The sequence below is a fragment of the Micromonospora sp. NPDC049175 genome (assembly GCF_043197345.1).
Lineage (GTDB): Bacteria > Actinomycetota > Actinomycetes > Mycobacteriales > Micromonosporaceae > Micromonospora.
Map to the genome: position 1 here is coordinate 118940 of NZ_JBICSY010000009.1, position 19029 is coordinate 137968.

General features: G+C 72.8%; 22 protein-coding genes. 17 read left to right on the plus strand and 5 right to left on the minus strand.

The window, feature by feature from the left end:
• Positions 1-4: 4 nt before the first annotated feature.
• From secA2 to ACGFH8_RS29280, 5 genes are all read left to right on the plus strand, one after another.
• Entirely contained in the window at positions 5-2296 is a 2292-nt protein-coding gene (gene secA2, locus ACGFH8_RS29260; protein WP_393373341.1) for an accessory Sec system translocase SecA2, read from the plus strand.
• A 179-nt stretch (positions 2297-2475) separates the two neighbouring features.
• On the plus strand, positions 2476-3216 hold the full coding sequence (locus tag ACGFH8_RS29265) for a GAF and ANTAR domain-containing protein (protein WP_393373343.1): 741 nt from the start codon (positions 2476-2478) through the stop codon (positions 3214-3216).
• A 385-nt stretch (positions 3217-3601) separates the two neighbouring features.
• On the plus strand, positions 3602-4093 hold the full coding sequence (locus ACGFH8_RS29270; RefSeq protein WP_393373346.1) for a DUF2231 domain-containing protein: 492 nt from the start codon (positions 3602-3604) through the stop codon (positions 4091-4093).
• A gap of 155 nt (positions 4094-4248) precedes the next feature.
• Positions 4249-4443 (plus strand): DNA-binding protein, encoded by a 195-nt coding sequence (locus tag ACGFH8_RS29275; RefSeq protein WP_393373349.1) that lies wholly within the window; start codon positions 4249-4251, stop codon positions 4441-4443.
• A gap of 352 nt (positions 4444-4795) precedes the next feature.
• On the plus strand, positions 4796-5554 hold the full coding sequence (locus ACGFH8_RS29280; RefSeq protein WP_393373352.1) for a class I SAM-dependent methyltransferase: 759 nt from the start codon (positions 4796-4798) through the stop codon (positions 5552-5554).
• 101 nt (positions 5555-5655) lie between these two features.
• Here ACGFH8_RS29280 and ACGFH8_RS29285 read toward each other — a convergent pair whose 3' ends face one another.
• Complete coding sequence (locus tag ACGFH8_RS29285) at positions 5656-6606, minus strand: DUF3500 domain-containing protein (RefSeq protein ID WP_393373355.1); 951 nt, start codon at positions 6604-6606, stop codon at positions 5656-5658.
• Positions 6607-6638: 32 nt separating this feature from the next.
• Positions 6639-7031, minus strand: a complete 393-nt coding sequence (locus ACGFH8_RS29290) for an ankyrin repeat domain-containing protein (protein ID WP_393373358.1) — start codon at positions 7029-7031, stop codon at positions 6639-6641.
• Between the two features lie 227 nt (positions 7032-7258).
• Between ACGFH8_RS29290 and ACGFH8_RS29295 the strand changes: the two genes are divergently transcribed.
• From ACGFH8_RS29295 to ACGFH8_RS29340, 10 genes are all read left to right on the plus strand, one after another.
• A complete protein-coding gene (locus ACGFH8_RS29295; protein WP_393373361.1) occupies positions 7259-7636 on the plus strand; it encodes a signal peptidase I in 378 nt (125 codons plus the stop codon).
• Between the two features lie 109 nt (positions 7637-7745).
• Positions 7746-8201 (plus strand): cysteine dioxygenase, encoded by a 456-nt coding sequence (locus ACGFH8_RS29300; RefSeq protein WP_393373364.1) that lies wholly within the window; start codon positions 7746-7748, stop codon positions 8199-8201.
• A 46-nt stretch (positions 8202-8247) separates the two neighbouring features.
• Complete coding sequence (locus tag ACGFH8_RS29305) at positions 8248-8736, plus strand: rhodanese-like domain-containing protein (protein WP_393373367.1); 489 nt, start codon at positions 8248-8250, stop codon at positions 8734-8736.
• Positions 8737-8786: 50 nt separating this feature from the next.
• Positions 8787-9335 (plus strand): winged helix-turn-helix domain-containing protein, encoded by a 549-nt coding sequence (locus ACGFH8_RS29310; protein WP_393373369.1) that lies wholly within the window; start codon positions 8787-8789, stop codon positions 9333-9335.
• Between the two features lie 248 nt (positions 9336-9583).
• Positions 9584-10189, plus strand: a complete 606-nt coding sequence (locus ACGFH8_RS29315; RefSeq protein ID WP_393373372.1) for a winged helix-turn-helix domain-containing protein — start codon at positions 9584-9586, stop codon at positions 10187-10189.
• Positions 10190-10288: 99 nt separating this feature from the next.
• The gene (locus ACGFH8_RS29320) at positions 10289-10951 is read left to right on the plus strand and encodes a uridine kinase (protein ID WP_393373374.1); all 663 of its coding nucleotides are present in this window, start codon (positions 10289-10291) and stop codon (positions 10949-10951) included.
• A gap of 164 nt (positions 10952-11115) precedes the next feature.
• On the plus strand, positions 11116-11514 hold the full coding sequence (locus ACGFH8_RS29325) for a TraR/DksA family transcriptional regulator (RefSeq protein ID WP_393373377.1): 399 nt from the start codon (positions 11116-11118) through the stop codon (positions 11512-11514).
• Between the two features lie 48 nt (positions 11515-11562).
• Positions 11563-12435 carry a DUF72 domain-containing protein gene (locus tag ACGFH8_RS29330; protein ID WP_393373380.1) on the plus strand — a complete coding sequence of 291 codons (873 nt, stop codon included), beginning with the start codon at positions 11563-11565 and terminating at the stop codon, positions 12433-12435.
• A 129-nt stretch (positions 12436-12564) separates the two neighbouring features.
• Positions 12565-12750 (plus strand): hypothetical protein, encoded by a 186-nt coding sequence (locus ACGFH8_RS29335; protein WP_393373383.1) that lies wholly within the window; start codon positions 12565-12567, stop codon positions 12748-12750.
• Positions 12743-13171 (plus strand): DUF2267 domain-containing protein, encoded by a 429-nt coding sequence (locus ACGFH8_RS29340; RefSeq protein ID WP_355029128.1) that lies wholly within the window; start codon positions 12743-12745, stop codon positions 13169-13171. Before ACGFH8_RS29335 ends, ACGFH8_RS29340 begins: the two co-directional genes overlap by 8 nt.
• A 48-nt stretch (positions 13172-13219) precedes the next feature.
• Here the strand turns inward: ACGFH8_RS29340 and ACGFH8_RS29345 are convergent, their stop codons facing one another.
• A complete protein-coding gene (locus tag ACGFH8_RS29345; protein ID WP_393373386.1) occupies positions 13220-13999 on the minus strand; it encodes a DUF72 domain-containing protein in 780 nt (259 codons plus the stop codon).
• Positions 14000-14156: 157 nt separating this feature from the next.
• Between ACGFH8_RS29345 and ACGFH8_RS29350 the strand changes: the two genes are divergently transcribed.
• Positions 14157-14462, plus strand: coding sequence for a hypothetical protein (locus ACGFH8_RS29350; protein ID WP_007459745.1), 306 nt, complete (start codon positions 14157-14159; stop codon positions 14460-14462).
• Between the two features lie 9 nt (positions 14463-14471).
• A complete protein-coding gene (locus ACGFH8_RS29355) occupies positions 14472-15749 on the plus strand; it encodes a cupin domain-containing protein (protein ID WP_393373389.1) in 1278 nt (425 codons plus the stop codon).
• Here ACGFH8_RS29355 and ACGFH8_RS29360 read toward each other — a convergent pair.
• Both ACGFH8_RS29360 and ACGFH8_RS29365 read right to left on the minus strand, forming a co-directional pair.
• A complete protein-coding gene (locus ACGFH8_RS29360) occupies positions 15746-16261 on the minus strand; it encodes a trypco2 family protein (RefSeq protein WP_393373392.1) in 516 nt (171 codons plus the stop codon). The two genes, ACGFH8_RS29355 and ACGFH8_RS29360, sit on opposite strands and share 4 nt — an antisense overlap.
• Positions 16262-16301: 40 nt before the next feature.
• Entirely contained in the window at positions 16302-18959 is a 2658-nt protein-coding gene (locus ACGFH8_RS29365) for a CHAT domain-containing protein (RefSeq protein ID WP_393373394.1), read from the minus strand.
• Positions 18960-19029: the final 70 nt, after the last annotated feature.

Genomic DNA, 19029 nt, shown 5'->3' on the forward strand with positions numbered 1-19029 from the left:
GCTCATGGGTGTGTCGCAACGGTTCAAGAGCAAGTTCCGGCGGTTCCTCCAGCGCCCCGGCTCGACCGTGGATCTTGCTCCGCTGGAGAAGCTGCTGCCGGCGATCGAGGCGCGCGAGGATGACCTGGCCGCGCTCGACGACGCCGAGTTGACCGAGGCCGCGGGCGCCGCCGTCGGCTACGAGGAGATCTGCGCCGTCGGCCGTGAGGCCGCCCGCCGGGGCCTCGACCAGCGGCCGTACGACGTGCAGCTGCTCGGCGCGATGGCGCTGCTGTCCGGCAAGGTCGCCGAGATGGCCACCGGTGAGGGCAAGACGCTGACCGCCACGATCGCCGCGTACGGGCACGTCCGGCTCGGCAACGGGCCGGTCCACGTGCTCACCATCAACGACTACCTGGCCCGCCGCGACGCCCAGTGGATGGAGCCGGTCTACACCCTGCTCGGCCTCACCGTGGGCTGGGTCAACGAGGCCTCCACCCCGCAGGAGCGGCGCGACGCGTACGCCTGCGACGTCACCTACGTCTCGGTCAGCGAGGCCGGCTTCGACTATCTGCGCGACCAGCTCGTCACCGACGTCGACGACCGGGTGCAGCCGGCGCTGAGCACCGCCATCGTCGACGAGGCCGACTCGATCATGATCGACGAGGCCCGGGTGCCGATGGTCCTCGCCGGCGCGGTGCCGGGCGAGCAGGACCCGGTGCACGCCGCCGCCGCGCTGGTCCGCGGGCTGCGGAAGGGCAAGCACTACACGGTCGCCGAGGACGGGCGCAGCGTGGCGTTCACCTCCGCCGGCCTGGCCGCCGTCGAGGCCAAGCTCGGCATCGACCTGTACGACGAGGAGCACGTCACCCAGCTCTCCGCGGTCCACGTGGCGCTGCACGCGCACGCCCTGCTCAACCGTGACGTGGATTACATCGTCCGGGACGGTTCGGTCGAGCTGGTCGACGAGATGCGCGGCCGGGTGGCCCAGCGCCGCCGCTGGCCGGACGGGCTCCAGGCCGCGGTCGAGGCCAAGGAGGGCCTGGACGCCACCGCCGAGGGCGAGGTGCTCGGCACGATCGCCGTGCAGGCGTACATCGCGCTCTACCCGAAGGTCTGCGGGATGACCGCCACGGCCGTGCTGGTCGGCGACCAGTTGCGGGAGTTCTTCGACCTCGAGGTCGCGGTGATCCCGCCGAACACCCCGTGCATCCGCGAGGACGAGCCGGACCGCATCTACGCCACCCGGGCGGAGCGGGACGAGGCGCTGATCGACGAGATCCAGCGCTGGCACGCCAAGGGGCGTCCGATGCTGATCGGCACGCTCGACGTCAAGGAGTCCGAGAGCCTGGCCGCCGGGCTCAACGCGGCCGGGGTGCCCTGCGTGGTGCTGAACGCCAAGAACGACGACGAGGAAGCGGCGATCATCGCCGAGGCCGGCGCGTACGGTGCGGTGACCGTCTCCACCCAGATGGCCGGCCGCGGCGTCGACATCCGGCTCGGCGGCAGCGACCAGAGCGACCAGGAGCGGGTCACCGAGCTGGGTGGGCTCTACGTGATCGGCAGCGGCCGACACGACAGCCGCCGGGTGGACGACCAGTTGCGCGGTCGGGCCGGCCGGCAGGGCGACCCGGGCGGCTCGGTCTTCCTCGTCAGCCTGGAGGACGACCTGGTCGTCCGGCACGCCGCCGACGCGGTTCCGCCGTCGCCGCGGATGAACGCCGACGGCCTGGTCACCGACGAGCAGGTGGACTACGCGGTGGAGCACGCCCAGCGGGTCGCCGAGGGCGTCAACCACGAGATCCACCGCAACACCTGGCGCTACAGCGTGGTGATCGAGCAGCAGCGCAAGGCCCTCGCCGCACGGCGGGAGCGGCTGCTGACCAGCGACGTGGCCGCGGTGATGCTGCTGGAGAAGGAGCCCGAGAAGGCCGGCGAGATGGACGAGGACCTGCTCGCCAAGGCGGCCCGGTCGATCGCGCTCTACCACCTGGACCGGCTCTGGGCCGAGCACCTGGCCGAGCTGTCGGAGGTCCGCGAGGGCGTGCACCTGCGCGCGCTGGGCCGCCTCGACCCGCTCGACGAGTTCCACCGGGCCGCCGTGCCGGCGTTCAACGACCTCGTTCCGGAGATCGAGGCCCGCACCATCGCCACCTTCAACGAGACCGAATTCGACGAGGACTGGCAGCCCGACGACGGCACCCTGGTCCGGCCCACCGCCACCTGGACCTACCTGGTGCACGACAACCCGTTCGGTTCGGAACTCGACAGGTTGATCGCCTCGATCGGTAGGCGACTCAGCGGCGCCTCGCGCTGACGTCCGCAGTCGGGCCCCTGTCACCGCGCATCCGGGTGGCAGGGGCTCCGATTTGCGTCGTTTCGACCCTGGTTTCGCCGGGTAGTAGCACTGATCGGTTGAGGCGGAAGAGAGCAGACGATGACACAGGTGACGATGCCCGCTGGGCAGGCGCGAGGGTGCACGGAGGCTGCGAACCGGTGAACCTCGACACGCGGGAACCGGTGGTGCAGAGTCTCGGCGTCCTGGAAACCGCCGCACTGTTGCGGGAACTGACCGCCGGCCTGATCGCGCTTACCGACTTCGACGAGGCGTTGCTGGCGTTGGTCCGGGTCACCCGGGACGCGGTGGCCGGTGTGCGCTGGTGCGGGTTCACCGCCCTGCGTGCCGGCGAACCGGCCGGCGTGGCCGCCTCCGACGAGCGGCTGGCCGGCCTGGACGACCTGCGGCACGGGCCGGACTCGCCGGCGATGAGCGCGATCCACCGCCGGGAGATGATCCTCGCCGTCGACCTGGCCGCTGAGCAGCGCTGGCCGGTCTGGACGCCGCGCGCCCGCGACCTCGGTGTACACGGGGTGATCTCGGCCCCGGTCGACATCGACGACCAGGTGATCGGGGCGATCAACCTCTACGCGGGTTCGCCCCACGTGCTCACTCCACAGCACCAGTTGACCGCGATGCTGCTCGCCGAACACGCCGGCCTGCTGCTGGCCGCCGTCCGCGACCGCGGCCGACAAACCGCTCTCGCCGGGGAACGCGACGCCGCGCTGCTCCAGGACGGGGTGGTGGGCCAGGCCATCGGCGTGATCATGACGCAGCGCGGGTGCCCATCGGTCGAGGCCCTGGAGGTGCTGCGTACCGCCGCGTCGTCCTTGGACATCCCGCTGCGCGAGGTGGCCGAGCGACTGATCCGAACGGTCTCCCGCCAGCGCGACACCTGACCGCCCACCGCCCGCGTGCTGCGGCCGTCCGCTGGCCGCCCGCGTGCGCTGGCCGCCCGCGTGCGCCGGCCGCCCGCGTGCGCCGGCCGCCCGCGTGCGCCGGCCGCCCGCGTGCGCCGGCCGCCCGCGTGCGCCGGCCGCCCGCCGGGCCATCGTCTGCTTGCGGGCGCTGATCGACTCGGGTTCCCTGACGTCGGGGTGTCCGGTGCTCGCCGATGGGCCGGTTTCCCGGAACCCGAGTCGATCATCCGTTCCGGCCCCGGCGGGGTGGGCCAGGGATGCCCGTTCTCCCTGCCAGCGGCGAGTCGGGCGGCGTCGTTTCACGGTGAGTGCTCTCGGGTAGCACTCTGGGTCAGGTGCGGTGCGCCGACCCGGGGGAGGACCGATGCAGAGTCGTCTACGGGTGCGGGGCCACCCGATCCAACCGATGCTTGTGACGTTCCCGCTCGGGCTCTTCGTGAGCGCCGCCGTCTTCGACCTCACCGACGTCCTCGGCGGGCCGGCGTTCCTGGGTGAGGTCGGCTACTGGACGGCCGTCGCCGCTCTCGTCGCCGCGGCGCTGACCGCGGTGGCCGGCATGGTCGACCTGTGGGACGTGCCGGGTGACCGCACCCGCCGCATCGCGGTCACCTTCAATCTGGTCAACACCGCGATGGCCGCCATGTTCCTCCTCGCCTGCCTGGTCCGGTCGCACTCCCCGCAGCGCGGCGCGTCAGCCGCGATCCTGATCACCGAGCTGGTCGCGTTGGCTGTCGGCGGGGTCGGCGTGCACCTGGGCGCCCAGCTGATGCGCCAGTTCGACACCGGCCGCGCCGAGGCCGGCGGCCTGGACACGCTCGCCGGCTCCACGGTGGAGATGACCCGCCCACGCCCCTGACCGGATCGGGCCCACGCCCCTGACCGGACCGGGCCCAAGCTCCTGACCGGATCGGGTCCACCTCCCTGACCGGGATCGGGGCCCGCCGCCCCCTGGCCGGATCCGGCCCGCCGCGGCGCGCCGGTCGTGTCGGAGCTGGTCATTACTATCCGCGAATGACCTCGCCGCTGGACACACTTCCGAAGATCGGCGCGCCCGCGACGCGCGCCCTGCAGGGTGCCGGCTACACCACCCTGCGCCAGCTCGCCGGCGTCCCCCGGTCGGACCTGGCCAAGCTGCACGGCATGGGGCCGAAGGCGCTCGGCATCCTCCAGGCCGCCCTCGAAGAGCACAACCTCGGGCTCGGCTGAGACCCGCCCCTGCCAGTCGACACCGGTGACGCCCGCCAACGCCGCGCGACCGCCGGCCCGCCGCGATCGAGAGACGTAGCCCGCGCCGGCCCGGCCCCCGTCCGCCCGGCTCCCGCAACACCGCCATCGCCGTCGCCCGCTGCGGCTGCGTCGTGATCGCCGAACCTGCCCGGCCTCCGTCCGGCGTCCGCGCCGCCTCCGGCGACGCTGCCCGCTGCGGCTGCGTCGTGACCGCTGAACCTGCCCGGCTCGGCTCGGCCTGCCGCGCTTGCCCGGTCCGGCGAGGCCTGCTCGGCCGGGCCGTGGGCAATTGGGTTGCCGGCCGCGCGGCCGGCGGGCGAGGCTGATCGCCGTGAACGCCAAGGATGATGCCGAGGAGTTGATCGCACAGGGTGCGGCCGCGCCGGTCGACGGTTGGGGGTTCGGGTGGCTTGCCGGCCGGGCCACCGAGGAGCGTCCATCCTGGGGGTACGCGCGGCTGGTCGCTGACCGGATGGCGCGCGCCGACGCGGCCCTGGACGTGGACACCGGCGGTGGGGAGGTGCTCGCCGAGGTACCGCGTCCACCGAGGCTGCTGGCGGCCACCGAGGGCTGGCCGCCGAACGTGGAGGTTGGCCGGCGGACGCTGCGCCGGGTGGGCGCCACGGTGGTGGCGGTCGCTCAGGAGGGGCCGTTGCCGTTTCGCGACGCCTCCTTCGACCTGGTGGTCAGCCGGCACCCGGTGCGTACCGACTGGGCGCAGACGGCGCGGGTGCTGCGACCCGGCGGCACGTTCCTGTCCCAGCAGATCGGGGCGGGCACCATGCGGGAGTTGAGTGAGGCGATCCTCGGCCCGCTGCCGCCGCCGGCCTTACGGCACCCCGAGCACGCGGTTGCCGCTGCCGAGGCCGCCGGCCTGCGGGTGGTGGATCTGCGTCGGGCCACCCTGCGCGCGACCTTCGCCGATGTCGGGGCGGTGGTGTGGTTTCTGCGCAAGGTGATCTGGACGGTGCCCGGGTTCACCGTCGACCGCTACCGCGACCAACTGCGCGCCCTGCACGACCGCATGGTCAGCGAGGGCCCTTTCGTGGCTCACGCCCAGCGCTTCCTCATCGAGGCCACCCGCCCCTGACCCCCAAGCGCCGTCGATCATGGAGTTGTGCTGCCGAACGGAAGCCGCGCACCGGGGCAAGCCACCCACCACAACTCCATGATCGACGCCAGGTGGGGGTGTTAGTGGGGTTGGGTCCGGTGGTGGGTGGCCAGGATGTCGGCGCCGAAGTCGCTGGCGGGGCGGCGCAGCACGGTGTGCGCGTGGTTGCCGTCGGCGCTTGTGTTGTCGTACTCGATCAGCAGGTCGTCGCCCTGTACGCGGTAGTAGTGCCGCTGGCCGGGGGTTGTCGGGCCGGCCCAGGCGAAGTGCAGGTGGCCGGCGTCCAGTCGGGCCGCCTCGCGGATGGCCAGTTCGGGTGGCAGCCGGTCCAGGTAGACCGCGACCACCTGGTCGAGCAACGCGCGGCCGGTCGGCCCCAACCGGTCCGCCGGCACGCCGAGCGGTTCCAGCGGCCCGTCGACCCGTCCCCGGGTGGCGCTGATGATGTCCGCCGGGGCCTCGTCGGCGATGATCGCGGCGCCCCGCTCGGCCGGCCCCAGGGCGTCGAGCAGTGCCCGGGCCAGATCCTCCTCGACGCCCAGCGGCCGGGAGACCGGGCGGCCGGCGTACCGGACCGCGGCCGGGTTGGCGCCGAAGAAGATCGGTGCGGGGGAGACCTGGTCGTCCACCACCGTCATGGTGACCGACAGGTGGTGTCCTTCCAGCCGCCACCCCCAGCGGTCGTCGCGCGCCGGATCGCCGAAGACAGCCACCCAGTAGTCGCCGCTGTGCCGCCCGCGCTGCCAGTCCTCGGCCCGGTCGAGCACCTCCTCCAGGGAGATGATCGCCATCGCCTGCGCGTACGCCGAGGGGCTGAGCGCGGTGGCCAGCAGCCGGTGCGCGGCCTTGCGGCCGGCGACGTCGAGTGCGGCGAGGCAGACGCCGGGCCGGGGCCGGGGCCGGTATTCCAGCCAGCGTCGGGCCGACTCGTCGTCGAACGGGTGCACGGCGCTGTCGCGGGCGGCGGGGTCGAGCGCGGCCAGCAGCGCGGTGCCGGCGGTGCGCATCTGCTCGGGCAGAGGATCTTCCACCGACCCTGTATACCGGCCGGTCGGCGTCGCTGTCAGCCGGCGCGCAGCAGCCGCGTCATCTCCGGCAGGTCGAAGAACGCCGCGGTGTCCAGGGCCGACGGGTTACCGTGGGCCGGGTCGGCGCCGGCGGCGAGGAGCGCGCGGACCGCCTCGGTGCTGCTGCGGAAGACCGCGGCGGCCAGCGCGGTCTGACCCCGGTCGTTGGCCCGGGTGTGGTCGGCGCCGCGACTGAGCAGGGCGGCCACCGTGTCCGGGTGGGCGTGGTACGCGGCCAGGATCAGCAGCGTGTCGCCCTTGTCGTTGGTGAGGTTGACGGGCAGGCCGGCGTCCAGTTGCGCGGCCAGCTCCTCGGTGGAGCCGGCCCGGGCCAGGTCGAACATCCGGTGGGCGAACGCGAGCGTCTCGGCGTCGAGGTGGTCGGTCACCGGTCCAGGCTAAGGCATGTTTCATCAGAACTGGCCGGCCTGCGGCGGGCCCGGACGACGACCGGCGGCGTTGCGGTTTCGCCCGGATACAACACCGGTATCCGAACGAAACCGCGCCTTGCCGGATCGCCGCCCGGACTCCGCCTCGGCTCGACCGCCCTCATGAAACAGGCCTTGGTCGCCGTGGTCCTGATAGGTTGCTCGGCCGGCGCGCTGGGGAGGGTCCGATGGCGGAGACGGTGTACGTGGGCAACGCGGGTGTCGACGGTGCCGCCGACGCCGGTTGGCTGCTGGGGCACTTCGTGCCGCCGGGGGAGATCCGGCACAGCACCGAGGTCGAGGTGAAGTGGGGCGTGCATCCGCCCGGGCAGGCCCGGTCGCGGTGGGCCACCGGCGAGCGGCGAACCACTCTGCTCGTCCTCGTCGAGGGGTGTTTCCGGGTGGAGTTGCCGGACCGGACGGTACGGCTGGCCGCGCCCGGCGACTACGTGGTCTGGGCTCGCGGGGTGGACCACTCCTGGTTCGCCGAGCGGGCGTCGGTGGTGCTGACCGTGCGGTGGCCCTCCCTGCCCGGTTACCGGGTGGATCCTCCGGTGCTGCGCTGATCGTCGGAGGTGGACCGGCGTCCCACCAGTCGGTATTACCTACTAAACCTATAGGCTTTACCGTCTAGAGTACGAGGGCACCCCGCCGAACGACCCGCGAGGAACCGCCATGACGCACCGCCGCCCGGAGCCCGACCTGCGCACCGTCGCCGCCCGGTGGGCCGACCCGGCCGGCTGGCCGGTCGCGCTGCGCTTCGACCCCGCCGAGCGCTGGTACGCGCGCCTCGACGTCGGCGACGACCACGAGGTGTGGGCGCTGAGTTGGCTGCCCGGGCAGGGCACCGACCTGCACGACCACGGCGGCTCCGCCGGGGCGTTCCGGGTCGTCGACGGCGCGCTCACCGAGGAGACGATCAGCGACGGTCGGCTGCGCCCACGGCTGCTGCCCGCCGGCACCGGTCGCCGCTTCGGCCCCCGACACGTGCACCAGGTGACCAACCGGGGGTCGGTGCCGGCGGTCAGCGTGCACGTCTACCGGCCGGCGCTGCTGCGGATGACCCGCTATCACCTGATCGACGGACGGCTGCGGGTCGCCGAGGTCGCCGAGGCCGGCCGGTCCTGGTGACCGCCGGCCAGCCACGATCCATACCTGTCACCGGAGGGAACCCATAATGCAGCTAACCGCCGAGCACCGCCCGGCCCCCGTGCCGCCGCCGGGCTCTCGGGGCATCGACGAGATCCTGGGCGCCGCGCGTGCCCGCCTCCACCGGCTGGACCCGGAGCGGGCGCACCTGGCGTACCGGGCCGGAGCGCTGCTCGTCGACATCCGGCCGGCCGCGCAGCGGGCCGCGCACGGCATGGTGCCGGGCTCGCTCGTGGTCGAGCGCAACGTGCTGGAGTGGCGCTTCGACCCGCGCTGTCCGGCCCGCCTGCCAGAGGCTGTCGACTACGACGTGCCGGTGGTGGTCCTCTGCCAGGAGGGCTACACCTCGTCGCTGGCCGCCGCCGCCCTGCAGGACATCGGCCTGCACCGGGCCACCGACGTGGCGGGTGGGTTCGCCGCCTGGCGGATCGCCGGCCTGCCGGCCCTCGGGCCGACCCCGCTGCACCGCACCACCCCTCTCGCGCCCCCGGTCAACACCGGGCGAGCCCGCCACTGACCGCCACGCCGTACCCGGCGTGGCGGGCGTACCGCCACTCAGGAGGCACCATGTCCGTCGTCGCCATCCCCACGCGCCGTCACCCCGGGCTGCGCCCCACGCGGCCGCGCACCGCTCCGACCCTGACCATCACCCTCGACCTCGTCCCCGGGCCGCTGAGCCCACGGCTGGCCCGGCTCGTGCAGTTGCTCGGTGAGCTGGCCGAGTCGGGGGAGGGGGAGCTGCGTACCGTCGAGAACGTCGCACCGGGGCCGCGACCGGCCCCGAGCCCGGTCATCGCCGAGCCGCCCGCCGAGGCGGACCACGTCGACATCCTGGCCGGCTCGCGGCTGGTCCGCCGCGGCGGCCGGGTCGTCCCGCTGACCCGCATCGAGTACGAGCTGCTGCTGTTCCTGGCCGAGCGCCCGCGCCGGGTCTTCACCCGCCTGCAGTTGTTGTCGAGCGTCTGGGGTTACGAGCACGCGGTGGCCCGGACCGTGGACGTGCACGTCCGCCGGCTGCGCGCCAAGCTGCCCGGATCGGAGCTGATCACCACGGTCTACGGGGTCGGCTACCGGCTGGCCGAAGACGCGCGGATCAACGTGGACCACAACCGCTGAGCCCAACTCCGGCGGTCCGGTGAACGCCCCGTTGAACAGGACGGGGACCCCCGTATCGGGGCATCGCGTGGGCTCTGCTGTAATCATCTGACCTCACACGCAGAGCGAGCACCTGGCTCCTATGTGTAAGTCAATTGTCACAGTCATGCAACGCGGCCGCCTCTTGACCCTCGCCCAAGCGCCGGGAAACATCGATGAAGCGGCGTCCCGGGCCGTGGGGAGATACCCGGATCAGCCCAAGGAGGACCATGTCGGTCAGCCCTGCCTCGTCGCGCGCCGGATGGCATACGTCCCAACCTCCGGTGCCCGGTCGACCTCCCGGCGGCCAGCGTCGCCCGGCGAACACCGCCGCGCCCGTGCTCACCGTGACGCTGTCCATCCCGCTGGCCTGTGAGGAGTCGCTGACCCCGGCGGCACGCCGGCTGCTCGAAGCCGCCCGCGAAATGCTGGAACGGGGCGAGGGCGTGATCATCGGGGCCGTCCCGGCCGAGCGCCGCCCCGACCAGGCCTCCACCAACAGGTCGCCGACCCGGGCGCTCAGCCCGACCATCCCGGCGCTGCACATCCTCGCGTCGTCCCGCTCGGTGCTGCGCGACGACGAGCCGCTGCCGCTGACCCGGCTGGAGTTCGACCTCCTGCTGCACCTGGTCGCCCACCCGCGCCGGGTGTTCACCAGGCTGCAACTGCTCAACGCCGTCTGGGGCTACGAGCACGCCGGCGTGCGTACCGTCGACGTGCACGTGCGTCGGCTGCGCGGCAAGGTCGGGGTGGACGTGCCACTTGTCACCACCGTCTACGGCGTGGGTTACCGGTTGGCCGACGACGCCCGGGTCACCGTCGACCGCACCGGTTGACCGGCGTCACCGTCGACCGCACCGGTTGACCGGCGTCACCGTCGACCGCACCGGCTGACCGGCGTCACCGACCCGCCCGGCGCGGGGCAGGATGGTCCGGTGCGCATCCGCCCCATCTCGCCCGACCTGCTCGTCGACGAGCTGACCGGCCGGCTGGCCGACGCCGCGACACGCGCCGCGACCGACACCGCCGGGCCCGCGCGCCTGCGGGTGGCGGTGGACGGCGCTCCCGCCGCCGGTGCCGACGACCTGGCCGCCGCGCTCGTCGACCCGCTGCGCGCCCGGGGTCGTCCGGTGCTGCACGTCCGCGCCACCGACTTCCTGCGCCCCGCGTCGCTGCGCTTCGAGTTGGGCCGCACCAACCCGGACTCCTTCTACGAGAACTGGGTCGACGAGGTCGGGCTCCGCCGTGAGGTGCTCGACCCGGCCGGTCCGGGCGGCACCGGCCGGCTGCTCCCGTCGCTCTGGGACGCCGACGCCGACCGGGCCAGCCGCGCCCGCTACGTCCACCTGCCGCCCGGGGGTGTCGTCCTGGTCAGCGGCCCGCTGCTGCTCGGCGGCGGCCTGCCCTTCGACGTCACCGTCCACCTGCAGCTGTCCTCGGCGGCGCTGCGCCGGCGTACCGACGCCGCACTGGCGTGGGCGCTGCCGGCCTTCGACAGGTACGCCGAGGAGGTCGTTCCGGCGAGCTTCGCCGACGTGGTGGTACGGGCCGACGACCCCCGCCACCCGGCACTCGTGGAGGCCGACGGCGACGCCTGAAAACCGCCGAGAAATCCTCGGTTTGCGCGGCTCGTCCGGCGGGTACTCGCCCGGCTCACAGAGCGCGGGTGACCGCCCGCGTACCGAGTGCGACCGTGACCGGGGCGCGACGCCGCCGGCATCCGGTTCACCGTGAGCCACAGGGCCAGGAAAGGCAGGCAGCGATGCTCGTTCACGACACGGTCGGCACGACCCGTCCGCAGGCGGAGATCGACCAGATCCGGCTCTCCCTGCAGTCGCGCTACGACGAGCTGACCGCCGAGTACGACCAGGCCGTGCTCCAGAGCCACGTGCTGCGGCTGGTGGAGGTCGGTGACACCGCCGGCGACGACCAGGCCGACAGTGGCACCAAGACGGCCGAGCGGGACACCGCGCAGTCGCTGTTGCGCACGATCCTCGACCGCCGCGCCCAGTACGAGCACGCCCTTGGCCGGCTCGAGGAGGGCACCTACGGATGGTGCGAGGGATGCGCGGCGGCGATCCCGGTGGAGCGGCTGGAGATCTTCCCGGCCGCCACCACATGTGTGTCCTGCAAGCAGACCCGTGAACGGCGGGCGGCCTGAGCGACGCCAGCGGTTGCCGGTCGGTCCACAACGCGATGGACTTCACCCATGGGTGACATCCTGGTGGGCACCGCGTCCTGGACCGACCGCACCTTGCTGGACTCGGGTTGGTATCCGCAGACCGCGGACACCCCGGAGAAACGGCTGGCCTACTACGCCCGCACGTTCCCGCTCGTCGAGGTGGACGCCACCTACTACTCCCCGCCCGCCGAGGCGACCGCGAAGCTGTGGGCCGAACGCACCCCGGAGGGCTTCACCTTCAACATCAAGGCGTTCAGCCTGCTGACCGGGCATCCCACCCGGGTCAGCGCGCTCTACAAGGACCTGCGGCCGGAGACCGACAAGAAGAACGTCTACCCCGACGACCTGCCGGCGCAGGCGTACGAGGAGGTCTGGACGCGGTTCCTCTCCGCGCTGGACCCGCTTGTCGAGGCGGGCAAGTTGGGCGCGCTGCTGTTCCAGTTCCCGCCCTGGTTCACCATCAAGCGGGCCAACAAGCAGTACCTGCTGGAGGTGGCGAAGCGCTGCTCCCCGCTGCGCCCGGCGTACGAGTTCCGGCACGCCTCCTGGTTCGACGGTGACAACGCCGACGAGACCCTGACCTTCCTGCGCGAGCACAACCTGCCGTACGTCTGCGTGGACATGCCGCAGGGCCACCGCTCGTCGCTGCCCCCGGTGCTGGCCGCCACCGCGGACCTCGCGGTCGTGCGTTTCCACGGCCACAGCGACAAGTGGACGAGCAAGGACATCCACGAGAAGTTCGGCTACCACTACTCCAAGCGGGAGCTGGCCGACTGGGCGCCGAAGCTGCGTGAGCTGGCCGACCAGGCCGGCCAGACCCACGTGCTCATGAACAACTGCTACCGCGATTACGCGCAGACAAACGCGACGACACTGGCCGGGCTGCTCGGCACCGACTGACCGGCCCGCGGCGTCGTGGTTCACCCGATCGGGGTGGTGCCGGCTCACCCGCCCCGCCGGCAGTGTGGAGACGGTGGGCGGGCGCCCCGAGGGTGGCCGACGCCAGAGACGACACGGAGGTGACGGGGGATGACGGTTCGAGTGGTGACGGATCGACGGCGGGGAGCCGTCCTGCACGTGGTCGGCACGCCCGACAACGCCCGGAGCGCCCCGCAGGGCAGCCCGGTGCGGGCCCGACGCGGCCCGGTGGGGCCGCCACGTCGCGCCGACGACCGACGGTGGGACACCACGGAACGGGGGGCCACCGATGGCTGACGCGATGATCTCAGCGTTCGAATCCTCGCTGGACAAGACCAACCTGATCCTGAAGGACATCGAGAACGCCTACGGCTGGCCCAAGGATCGGCGCAACCAGTCGTACGCGGCGCTGCGTACGGTGTTGCACCTGTTGCGCGACCGGCTGCCGGTGGACGAGAGCGTCGAGTTCGCCCAGCAGTTGCCGGTGCTGGTGCGGGGCATCTACTTCGACGGGTGGGTCCCGTCGGACGTGCCGATCAAGCTCAACCGGGACGACTTCCTCTACGAGGTCCGCCAGGGCTTCCCGTACGACGCGGAGGGCGGCCCGGAACGGGTGACGCAGGTGGTGCTCGACACCCTGCGCCGACACGTCACCCAGGGCGAGTGGCAGGACGTGAAGGACACCATGCCGGCCGACCTGGCCACGATGATGCCCTGACGACCTGATGTGCCGCAGAGCCCGTCCGACGACCCGTCGGGCGGGCTCTCAGCCGTCGGTGGGATCCGCCTCGGCGGCGCTCGGCACCCGGGACACCGGATGCCCGGTCCGGCGGGCCAACGCGGCGAACGCGACGGCGTCCACGATCGCGGCGCCACCCGGGTCGTTGTTGAAGTAGACGTACGCCGGTTCGTCCGCGCCGAACGTGTCGGCCAGGCGGTGCGCCCAGGACCGCAGCGCCGCGCGGCCGTACCGGGGCCAGGGTCGGGCGCGGCCCTCGTGCAGCCGCAGGTAGCCGAAGTCGGTGGTACGCCAGAGCGGGGCGACCGGTCGTCCGAGCCGGTCGGCCCAGACCAGCGCCGCCCGACGCCGTTCCAGCACCGCCCGGGTGGCGTCGGTCCACCAGGAGGGGTGCCGGGGCTCCACCGCGACCCGCACGTCCGCCGGAAACAGCCGCAGCGTCGCGTCGAGCGCCGCCACGTCCACCCGCAGGTTCGGTGGCAGTTGCAGCAGCACCGGGCCGAGCCGGTCACCGAGGGCGGTGGCACGACCGAGGAACCGGGCCACCGGCTCGGCCGGCTCACGCAGTCGCTTGATGTGGGTGAGGTAGCGGCTCATCTTCACCGCCACGCAGAAGTCCGCCGGGGTCCGTGCCCGCCAGGCGGCGAAGGTGTCCCGCTCCGGCAGCCGGTAGAAGGCGTTGTTGACCTCCACCGTGGCGAAGCCCTCGGCGAAGTGCTCCAGCCAGAGCCGCTGCGGCACCTGCCGCGGATAGAAGCGGCCCCGCCAGTCCCGATACTGCCAGCCGGACGTACCCACCAGGATCACCGTCCCATCGTGACACTCTGCGCCACCGCTCGTGAACCGCCCGTGTCGCCGCGCTTCGACGTCTACGGTGAGGGTTAGAGAAGATCGCGCGTGGGGTACCACCCGCAGCACGACGGACCCCGGCGTACGGCGGGGCGGCACACCCGAGGGAGTACCGATGGCACTCAACGACGACGACATGCAGACCACGGGCGGCGGCGGCCTGGAGGGCCCGGCCGACGGTGGCGCGACCCCCGGTCACCAGGACGGTGGCGCGGACGGTGGCGCGGAGGGCCCGGCCGACGGTGGCGCGACCCCGGGTCACCAGGACGGCGGCGCCGATGGTGGCGCGGAGGGCCCGGCCGACGGTGGCGCGACCCCCGGTCACCAGGACGGCGGCGCGGACGGTGGCGCGGAAGGCCCCGCCGACGGCGGTGCGACGCCGGGTCAGCAGGACGGCGGCGCCGACGGCAGCGCGCGGTAGCGGCTCACCATGACGCATCTCGACCCGCCGGGCGGCCACGGCCGCCCGGCGGTCTCGTCCGCATCCGCCGCCGCGGCGCTGGCCCGTTGCGTCTCGGTCGAGCCGGCCAAGTTCGCCGCCGCGCACTGGGGCCACACGCCGCTGCTGTCCCGCGCCGCCGAGCTGCCCGACCCGACCGGCTTCACCGACCTGCTCAGCCCTGCCGACGCCGACGAGCTGCTGAGCCGGCGCGGTCTGCGTACCCCGTTCCTGCGGGTCGCCCGGGACGGCCAGTTGGTGCCCGCGGCCCGCTGGACCGGCGGCGGCGGCGCCGGCGCCGAGATCGGCGACCAGGTGCTCGACGAGCGGGTCCTGGAGCAGTACGCCGCCGGCGCGACGCTTGTGTTGCAGGGTCTGCACCGGATCTGGCCGCCGCTGGTCGACTTCGCCCGCGATCTGGGCCTCGCGCTCAACCAGCCGCTCCAGATCAACGCCTACCTCACCCCGGCCGGCAGTCAGGGCTTCGCCACCCACTACGACACGCACGACGTGTTCGTCCTCCAGGTCGACGGCCGCAAACACTGGCGGATCCACCCGCCGGTGCTGCCCGACCCGTTGGAGAAGCAGCCGTGGGGTGGCCGGGCCGACGAGGTCGGGGCGACCGCGCAGGGCCCCGCCGCGCTGGACGTGGTACTCGCCCCCGGCGACGCCCTCTACCTGCCCCGGGGTTGGCTGCACAGCGCGCAGGCACAGGACGCCAGCTCGCTGCACCTGACCGTGGGCATCCGGGCGCTGACCCGGTACGCCCTGGTCGAGGAGCTGCTCGCGCTTGCCGCCGAGGACCAGCGGCTGCGGGCGAGCCTGCCGTTCGGCACCGACGTCGCCGACCCGGACGCCATCGAGCCGGAGCTGACCGAGACTGTGGAGGCGCTGCGCGACTGGCTGCTGCGCGCCGACCCGGGCGCGGTCGCCGCGCGGCTGCGCCAGCGGGCCTGGCCGGCTGCCCGTCCGGCACCCATCCGGCCGCTCGCCCAGGCCGACGCGGTGGCCGCGCTGGACGCCGACGCCCGGGTCACCCTGCGGCCCGGCCTGCGCTGGCAGCTCGTGTCGCAGGGGTCGGACACGGTGGCGTTGCGGCTGTTCGACCGCACCATCACCCTGCCCGCCGAGTGCGAGGCGGCGGCTCGTGTCCTGCTCAGCGGCGCGGTCGCCCGGGTTGGTGACCTGCCCGGCCTGCCCGACGACGCCGACCGGGTCACCCTGACCCGCCGCCTGCTCCGCGAGGCCGTCCTGGTCCCGGCGAGCTAGCCGGCGGTGGCCGCGACCAGCTCGATCTTGAGCGTGTTCGTGATCTCGTCGGTCAGTTCGCCCTCCGCGCCGACCGAGATCGTGCCCTGATCGGTGACGCCGAAGACGAGTTCCACGGTGCCGGCCCTCAGCACCAGCGGGTCGTCACCGCCGCTGCCGGCGGCGACCACGGCGCGGATCGTGGTGATCGCGTCCACCAGGGTCGCCGCGACCGCGCTGTGCCGCAGCTCGTGCCGATCCTGGAGATCCTCGGCGACGAGCGTGATGTCGATCGTGTGGGTCTTCTGGTGGGAGCGGCTGCCGCCCACCTTCACCTTCCAGCCGATCACCGGCACCCGGAAGTCCAGGCCACCGCCGGCCTTCGTGGTGGCGACCGCGCTCAGGATCAGCTGAACGGAGGCGACCCGCAGGTCCCGGCCCTCGTCGGTCGTGGAGATGCCGGCCTGCTCCACCGCGTCCTTCACCGCCGACACCAGTTCCTCGACGGGCACGCTGTAGTCGGTCACGTCCATGCCGTACCTCTTCTTCCGGGGGAGTTGGGTGGCCGACCGGTCAGACGGCGGCGGTGGCGAACGGGTCGCCGTACACGGTGTAGGCCAGCCAGGTCGGGTCGAGCGGATCGTCCTGCTGCTCGACCCGTGCCGCGAGGGCCGCCGCGCCGAGCGTGGCGCCGTCGGCGAGGGAACTGTAGAACGCGGTCGCGAAGCGCGCCGAGCTGTCCGAGCGCACCGCCCAGAGCGTGCCGACGAAGGCGCCCGCCCCGGACGACATGAACTGCTGCGCCCAGCCGAGCATCTTGGTGTACGTCGGGGCCACGCCGGCGCTCCGGCACGCGTTGATGAACACCAGGGGACCCGTCTCCGCCAGCAGTTTGCGGATGCTGGCCTCGGCGAGCAGGTTCGGCTTGAACCGGCCGCCGTCCATGTCGATGAACGAGCCGTCCGCCGAGAACGTGTTGTGGCAGGCGAAGTGGGTCGCTCCCAGCGTCCCCGAATTGATCAGTGCGAGGAGTTCGTCGGCCCTGGTGATGGGCTCGCTGTGGGCCGCGCCGAGGATCGCGCGGATGGCGGCGATCTCGTCGTGTGCGCCGGTGGGGGCCTTCGGCGGCACCACGAAGCGCGGGTTGCGCAGGCCGACCGTCGCGTTCCGGTGTTGACCGTAGGTGCGGCGGACCACGGGGACCTGCTCGACGAGGAAACCGGCATCGCGTTCGGCGCTGAGCGGGTGGAGCAACTCCCACGGGACCACGTCGTGGTCGGTGGCGATCGTGAAGGCGCTCATGTCGGCGCCGACCTGCCAGAACTGGTCCCGCACGTCGGCCGGCACCAGCTCGGACCACAGGTGGATGCCCGCCGACCGGATGACCTCGCGGATCATCGTCGCCGTGTAGCGGGAACCACCGCCGGCCAACTGCTGCATCTCCCGGATCGCGTTCTCCACCGCCGCGTTCGGCGTGTTCGTGACCGACTCGACGACCGGGGCGAACAGCGCCGCGTCGGAGCGCAACTGGAACGTGTACCGGCTGCCGTCGAACCGGACCTCCATGGTGACCTCACCCGGCCGAGCCCGCGGGGCACCCATCGGCGCCGTCTTCGGCTGGCCGTCGCGGAACGGCCCACCGTCCGCGACCGAGACCTCCACCGACACCTCGCCGAGGAACGTGCCGCCGGCCCAGGCGGTCACGTCGACGCGATGCAGACCGGGGGTACGCGCCCCGAAACCGAACCGGATCGGATCCGGATCGTCGTCCGGCGTGACCAGCACCGTCTGCTGGAGTGGGCCGTCGGCGTGCAGGCCGGCGGGCGCGTGGACGGTCACGGTGACCGGTGTGCCGGCCTCGGCGACGAGAAAGCTCCGCATGCGTGCCGACACGGCGTCGGCAGGAACCGATCGTCCCTCGGAAACGAGCCGCACCTCGACGCTCAGGTCCCGACCCGCCGGGACCTGGGTGGGCGCGCGCGCCACCAACAACCGCTCCGGCGTCGGGGTGACGCCCGGGACTGCGGTGGTCGGCGGTCCGGTGAACGTGGGCATCGTCCTGTCCGGGCCCAAGTAGGTCCCCTCGGCGGGCACAATGACGCGGGGGTCATCCGTGAGCGCGGAGCGAGCCTCGCCAGGGGTCGGGACGACGTAGGCATCCTCGGGATCGGCCCACATGCCTTGGTCCATGTCCAGTTGCTGCTCGAGTCGCTTACGCAGATCGTTCTGCTCCCGCCGCAACTCGCGCTCGCGCACATAGCGACCGACTCGTTCGTCGAGGAACAGCCGCACGCTTGCCGGGTAGAGGGTGATGCCGTCGAGAGCGGACGGACCGTGACCGAGTCGTCGGTTGATGGCTGCCTCGGCCTGGATCACCTCGTCGACGGCGTACCGCGACGTGATCGGTCGGCAGGTTTCCCGCAGGAATTCGCGGACCAGGACCGTGGCGTCCTTGATCGCGCGTCGGACGATCCGCGCCGGGTCGGTCACCCGGAAGCGGACAGTGATCGACGCCTCGAAGTGGTATGCACCGCCCCTGGCGGGCAGCCGGAGGTCGACGACGATCGAGTGGTCACCGGTGTCGACCTCGTAGCGCGTCGCGTACCGGGCCAGGAACCCTGGGTGCCACCACGCCATCAGCCGGCCACCGTCGACGACCTCCAGGTCATCCTGACGGGTCGCGTAGACGATCGCCGCCGACGGCCCGTTGCTGGGGGGCGGCATGAGCCATCGCACCGGCTCCACGCTGAGGATCAGCGGGATCGCGGGCCCGGCTGTTGCGGTCTCCGCGCCGAAACGCGCGGCCAGGTCGTCGACCAGGTAGCCGATGTCCGCCGGGGCGCTGCTCCGGTGGACCCGACGGTAGTGCTGCTGGCCAAGCGGTCTGAGCGCCTCGGGTAGGCGCGCCCCACGTGGCAGTTCGGCGTTGTCCACAAGCACCGGTATGACCGGAACCTGCTGTGTGAAGGCGGCAGCGAGCGTCCGGCGGCTGATGCCCGGTAGGCGCTCCATGGAGTCTGCTGACCTGCTGCGTGAGCTCGGTTCGATCACGACGATGAGTGCCGCCGAGGCTGCCAGGCGGTCCCGTAGCTCGGCGGCGGACAGGAGCGCGCTGGGCCCGGCGCGGACGACGCTGTCGCGACCGAATCGAGCGGTCAGAGCGTCGCCCAGCAGGCGCGCGACGACGTTGTCGTCGTCGTCGCCGCGGTAACTGAGGAGGAAGCTGACCATTTGACGTACCGTATCGAAGATCGCGCGCTGATTTTCGCCGCGCCGACGGTCGGCTTCTCGACAACCCTTT